The organism is Chitinophaga niastensis (genome assembly GCF_003014755.1).
Taxonomy (GTDB): Bacteria; Bacteroidota; Bacteroidia; order Chitinophagales; family Chitinophagaceae; genus Chitinophaga; species Chitinophaga niastensis.
The window spans coordinates 1-4,387 of record NZ_PYAW01000017.1; the positions used below are offsets into that span (position 1 = coordinate 1).

The following is a 4,387-nucleotide window of genomic DNA, read 5'->3' on the forward strand; positions in this document are numbered from 1 at the left end:
GATCCTAATAAGCAGGATAAGCCCAAAGCCTATCTTAATTTTGTTTTGTTTGACGATCAGTTTAAATTGGTAGAGGAAAATAGCGGGGTGAAACAGGTAAGTGCTACACCTGACCAGTTGCAAACCCTGGCAGTTGATAGAATGCCCATCCGCAAAAGCGGCTTCCTGTATGTATACACCAGCAATGAAAGCACGCAACCGGTGTTCTTTGATAATATAATTTTAGGAGCTGCTTCTGGTCCGTTGCTCGAAGAAACGCACTACTATCCATTTGGACTTACGATGGCGGGGATTAGTAGTAAAGCCATTTATAACCCGGTCAATAAGCAACAACTGTTCCAGGGACAACCGTTAGATGATGAGTTAGGGCTTAACTGGTATGGTTTTAAATGGAGAAATCATGATCCTCAAATAGGCAGGTTTATCCAAATTGATCCTCTTTCTGATAAGTATGTTTATAACTCGACATATGCTTTTTCTGAAAATAAAGTAACTGCTCATGTTGAGTTAGAAGGATTGGAGAGCCTGGAGTTTTTTAAAGCAAGCCTTTGGCGCAGTGCGGGGATTTCCAGCAGTACAGATGCGAAGCAATATGTAAAGGATGCAGGCGAGCAAGCTAAAAAGCCTGAAGTTTGGGCTGGAGCTACTATAATGGTGGGGCAATTTACCGTTTTAACCTTAGCCGGAATAATGACGGAGGGCGTTGGCTCTGGAAGTATGACGACTGCTGGAACTCAAGGTATGAGGAGTACAGTTGCCTCCACTACTCTTGAGTCCGGGGAGGTCAACCTTGCAGCAAGAGCAACTGAAATACATGGTGCTTTGCCTTTAGGAACGCAATCCAGAACTACTACAGCAGTAGCAAATGCAACGACAGCGGAAGGAAATACTATAACCTTGGTTGGTTCAAGTGAAGTCAATTTAAGGCCTGCTCAGAAGTCCGTGCTCAATCCAGGAGAGATAGCTGTATCGGGGAAGGGGCATGCGGAAACAACTATATTAAATTATGCTCAGGCGAATAATATTACAGTAAATGCAGTAGCGGCGAGCAGACCTATTTGTCCGGGCTGTGCAGCTGCGATAAATAATGCAGGTGCTGTTCCTGCAAGTCCGTTGAAGATAGTGCCTACGCCTCAGCCAGTTGATGCTACATATGTAAACAAGCCCATTATACCAAGATAGAATTTATTCGTTTCTGTAAAAGGGGTGGCTTATAAATTTAAGCTACCTCTTTTTTCATTCTCTTGAAGATGAAGTAAAGTTTGTATATCTCCGTAATCCAACGTTTTACTATTTAAGAAACTAATTATCCCTGTTTGGATAGCAATTTCTCTCTTCATTAAAGGATGATTGTTTATTTTATTTTGGAAGTCTTTATCAGTATTAAAATCAAGGTTTTCTATTTCTTGAATATACATATCAATAGTGTCTGTTCCATAAGTAGATATAGACTGTATTTTTGAAAAATCTTTATGAATTAAAAAATCTAAGCTATCCAAAATGGAGGTACAAGCATCAAGAGCAGAAGAAACGAATACTACACTAAAATCTTCTGTGTCCGGCGTATTTTCTTCTACTTTTTGGATTATAGTTTGTATTTTATTTTTATCTGGATTTTGTTCAAAGAGATTGTCATAAATATAATCTATGGCTTCTCTAAGTACTGTAGGATTGCCGAAGTCATAATTTTGAGAGAAATACACATAGTTGGGATAAAGTCGCTCGCAGGTGAGGTAAGCGAAGACTGCCTGTTTGTGAAAATCCCATTCTTTTAATTTATCTAATTCTTTTATTCTCATATCAACATTTTATTGAAGTACATTTTTAATTTTCCTGTTAGCGATAAAGGAATCAAGGAACTCAAATACCACTCTTTCTCTGTGACATAATAGTAAGTTAAGCTTTTATAACTTAACCTAGCATCCTTCTAAATAGGGCAATTTCACAATATAAATGGGAAATCTAATGAAATCATCGATTACCTTGGAACTCATATTGTAAAAGCCCCCCGATAGTTTATAAGTTTGGGTTACCACACCTTAAACATATAAGCTTGGATAAAGATAAAAAATTTACCGGACAGCCGATATTATCACAGATATTATCGGATATTCCGCCGAAACTTATACGTGATGCTGCTCGTAAGCACAATAGTAATCGCTATTACAAAAAATTACCACTTCGTGTACATCTGGTGAGCCTGTTATATGGGGTATTTAGTTATTGTAATGGCCTACGCGAGCTTTGCAAAGGGATGTTTGGCCTGCGAAGGGAAGCTATCGCATCTGGGTTTTGATACTGCACCAGCGAGAAGCACTCTTTCAGACGCGAACAGGCGCAGAAGCTATCTGGTATTTGAGACGATTTATCTGGAGTTATTGAAAAAGTATCACGGATTTATCTCGGACAGCCGATTGAAGGGATTAAGCATAAGAAATCTGAAGATCATTGATAGTAGCACAATTAGCTTATTTGGGGACGTCTTGCGCGGCGTGGGTCGACCACGGCTGGATGGAGCAAGACGAAAAGGAGGCATAAAGGTACACGCTATGATGGATGCTTTTAGTGGCGTAATGGAGTTTGTACGTATGACACCGGCCAAGGTGCATGACCGCCAGTTCCTGTTAAAGTTGAAATTGCCCGGGGAAAGTTTTGTAGTCTTTGATAAAGCTTATAATGACTACCGGCAGTTCCATTCCTGGAGTAGACAGCAGGTTTGGTTTGTATCCAGAATGAAGGAAAATGCAGTCTATCATGTTTGCAAGGTACTCATAGACAGGACCAGGAAGCAGAAGTGCAACGGAGTAGTTAAAGATCAAATTAAATCTCAGTAACAACGAGGTGTTCTTAGAATATCAATACGCAGTGATGTGATTTTTTCCTACAATAGAAAAAAGAACCGGGCAGCGAGCAACTACCCGGACTATCTGTAATGTTTTCACTTATTATATTTTTGGAAAATTTCTTCATTCGATTTTAATGCTGAGTTGTAGCTATCCTTAAATTCAATGGCAGCATATTTATATTCCGCGTGAATAACACTTTCAATCCAATGTTTACAGCCAAGTAAACTACGGAGATGCTTAAACGGTATTTCATGGCCGTGCTGATAGTTCTCTCTGATCCAGTTCCGCAAATGCACTATACGCAGATAGGTAACTTGGTGAGGTTTCCAATGTTTGGCCAGATTAATGGCATCTTCGATATACCAGTCGTAATCATGAGCCTTATATTCCTGTCCACAAACAGTAAGCAAACGGGTACCGTTGGCATCGCTGCCAGTCAGTGATACAAATAAAGGATACATAACAGATTTTATTAAGTGAAGGTTTGTTAGCGTCTCTTATCCGTGGTTGATTGATCAAACGCAATTAGGTTGAACATGGTTCTCATTCTGCTTCGTAGCCGGTTGCCATACAGGTCTTCCAGTTCCTGGCTGTTAAGGTTCGTTGTAACATGCGTGAGCATTTTATTTGAAATCAGCAGATCGTAGCGTGAGAGCAGTATTTCGGCCATGACGTTACAATTGTTTCCCCAAAAATTCATATTGGTTTCCAATCCCAAATCATCGAAGCAATGCACTTTTGGAATACTCGAATAGGGAAAAAAAGCATTGTTGCCGTATCTGCCGATTATATCAAAACCAATCCTGCCAAATTCAAAACTGATATCTCTGCAGGAAACAATATGCGGCCTATAGGCTTCTGCACATAGAGAGCGCATAAGATTAATCAGAGAGGTTTTGCCGCAGCCAATCTTACCAGTAAGCAAGATACCCTTGTGAAGGTCTATGCCTTCATCTGCGGCCACCGGTTCATCCCGGAGAAAGTAAGCCAGCAATTTGAGGACTACCTGCCGGTCTATGTCGTCAACTTTGAAGTGAGGACTGTAAACAGTTTTCCCGCGTTCTTCCAGGAGTTGTATTAGCTGGTAATAATCATAGGGGGTCTGAGTAGCTTTTGTTTTCGTTGGTGTGGAGCCTTCCTGCCCCGGTTGATTGTCTGGTACGTTTGTCATGATGTTCCGGTTTTGGTGGGTGAATATTCAGTATCCATTTGTGGGCGGCAGCCTGCCAGTCGGTGATCAGCGTTTTGCCGCCCTGTCGCCAGCCATTAGCCTGGTAGTAGTGGAAAAACTTGTCTGCTTCCACTTCCGGGTAGACGTGGGCGTTAAAAAATTCCTGCACCTCGGATAGGGTGGGGAGAATTCGCGCGGCGCTGGGTGCATTTTCCGCGCCGGGTGCACCCGGATCGAACTGGGGATTTTCAGTTTCATTTTTATAATTTTTTTTTGGGGGCGGGAGCCTGTTTTCTCCCTCTCGTTTATAATTGTTTATTTGTTTATTATAAAAGCGTCGCAAAATTGCGACTGGTATAGTATCACTTTT

The 4,387-nt window shown here is 41.2% G+C and carries 7 protein-coding genes; 3 read left to right on the forward strand and 4 right to left on the reverse strand.

Going from position 1 to position 4,387, the window contains the following annotated elements:
- Positions 1–1,182, forward strand: a 1,182-nt coding sequence (locus CLV51_RS28665; RefSeq protein WP_281261545.1) for an RHS repeat domain-containing protein, incomplete at its 5' end; no start/stop codon positions are given.
- A gap of 29 nt (positions 1,183–1,211) precedes the next feature.
- Here the strand turns inward: CLV51_RS28665 and CLV51_RS28670 are convergent.
- Positions 1,212–1,799 carry a DUF416 family protein gene (locus tag CLV51_RS28670; protein WP_106531553.1) on the reverse strand — a complete coding sequence of 196 codons (588 nt, stop codon included), beginning with the start codon at positions 1,797–1,799 and terminating at the stop codon, positions 1,212–1,214.
- A gap of 254 nt (positions 1,800–2,053) precedes the next feature.
- Here CLV51_RS28670 and CLV51_RS30000 point away from each other — a divergent pair, with 254 nt between their 5' ends.
- Entirely contained in the window at positions 2,054–2,296 is a 243-nt protein-coding gene (locus CLV51_RS30000) for a DUF4372 domain-containing protein (protein WP_158267189.1), read from the forward strand.
- Positions 2,229–2,834, forward strand: coding sequence for a transposase (locus CLV51_RS29715; protein WP_245899005.1), 606 nt, complete (start codon positions 2,229–2,231; stop codon positions 2,832–2,834). The genes CLV51_RS30000 and CLV51_RS29715 overlap by 68 nt, the downstream gene beginning before the upstream one ends.
- Positions 2,835–2,938: 104 nt before the next feature.
- Here CLV51_RS29715 and CLV51_RS28685 read toward each other — a convergent pair whose 3' ends face one another.
- The 3 genes from CLV51_RS28685 to CLV51_RS29510 all read right to left on the reverse strand — a co-directional run.
- Entirely contained in the window at positions 2,939–3,307 is a 369-nt protein-coding gene (locus CLV51_RS28685) for a hypothetical protein (RefSeq protein ID WP_106531556.1), read from the reverse strand.
- Between the two features lie 26 nt (positions 3,308–3,333).
- Positions 3,334–4,017 carry a P-loop NTPase and SpoVK domain-containing protein gene (locus CLV51_RS28690; RefSeq protein ID WP_211302157.1) on the reverse strand — a complete coding sequence of 228 codons (684 nt, stop codon included), beginning with the start codon at positions 4,015–4,017 and terminating at the stop codon, positions 3,334–3,336.
- Positions 3,938–4,387 (reverse strand): hypothetical protein (locus tag CLV51_RS29510; protein ID WP_211302158.1); only part of this gene is annotated, 450 nt, incomplete at its 5' end. The genes CLV51_RS28690 and CLV51_RS29510, both read right to left, overlap by 80 nt.

Coding starts and splice junctions, on each gene's coding strand:
- CLV51_RS28670 (WP_106531553.1), bottom strand. CDS start 1,799: ATGAGAATAAAAGAATTAGATAAATTAAAAGAATGGGATTTTCACAAA.
- CLV51_RS29715 (WP_245899005.1), top strand. CDS start 2,229: ATGGCCTACGCGAGCTTTGCAAAGGGATGTTTGGCCTGCGAAGGGAAG.
- CLV51_RS28685 (WP_106531556.1), bottom strand. CDS start 3,307: ATGTATCCTTTATTTGTATCACTGACTGGCAGCGATGCCAACGGTACC.
- CLV51_RS28690 (WP_211302157.1), bottom strand. CDS start 4,017: ATGACAAACGTACCAGACAATCAACCGGGGCAGGAAGGCTCCACACCA.